The sequence below is a fragment of the Enterovibrio qingdaonensis genome (genome assembly GCF_028683135.1).
Taxonomy (GTDB): Bacteria; Pseudomonadota; Gammaproteobacteria; order Enterobacterales; family Vibrionaceae; genus Enterovibrio; species Enterovibrio qingdaonensis.
Genome location: NZ_JAJUBB010000073.1, coordinates 1 through 537, shown reverse-complemented (window position 1 = coordinate 537; position 537 = coordinate 1). Strand labels below are relative to the sequence as shown.

The window sequence follows — 537 nt, the reverse complement described above, 5'->3', positions numbered from 1 at the left end:
AATGAGCCTGCGGTTAACCGCAATCTCGATATCGATTTGAACGTGATTGCCTTCTACACCAAAGAGCTCGCGAGCGTTGAACACTTCATCGAGCAACACGCTAAACAACATAACCCTCAGGATTACCAACTACTACAAACTGTTCCTGGCATTGGCCGTATACTGGCTCTGACCATCCTCTATGAAATCGGCAGTATCCAACGCTTCCCTTCCGTTCAACAGTTCGCTTCTTATTCCCGTTTAATTAAATGCAAAGCTGAATCCGCAGGAAAGCAATATGGCACCAGCGGCAATAAGATCGGCAACGCACACCTTAAATGGGCATTCTCCGAAGCAGCGGTGCTTTACCTTCGTGGTAACGAAAGAGCAAAGAAATACCTTACCCGTTTACAAAAGCGGATGAGCAAAGCCAAAGCCTTGTCGGCACTCGCTCACAAGCTGGGACGATGCGTTTACTTTATGTTGAGGAACAAAACTGTCTTTGATGAACGTCGCTTCTTACCCGAATAAGTCGCACGATGGGCTGAGCTGCACGTC

The 537-nt window shown here is 47.7% G+C and carries 1 protein-coding gene; it reads left to right on the top strand.

What is annotated here, in order from left to right; genetic code table 11:
- On the top strand, positions 1-510 hold a 510-nt coding region (locus LRP49_RS25170; protein ID WP_274146417.1), incomplete at its 5' end, for a transposase.
- Positions 511-537: the final 27 nt, after the last annotated feature.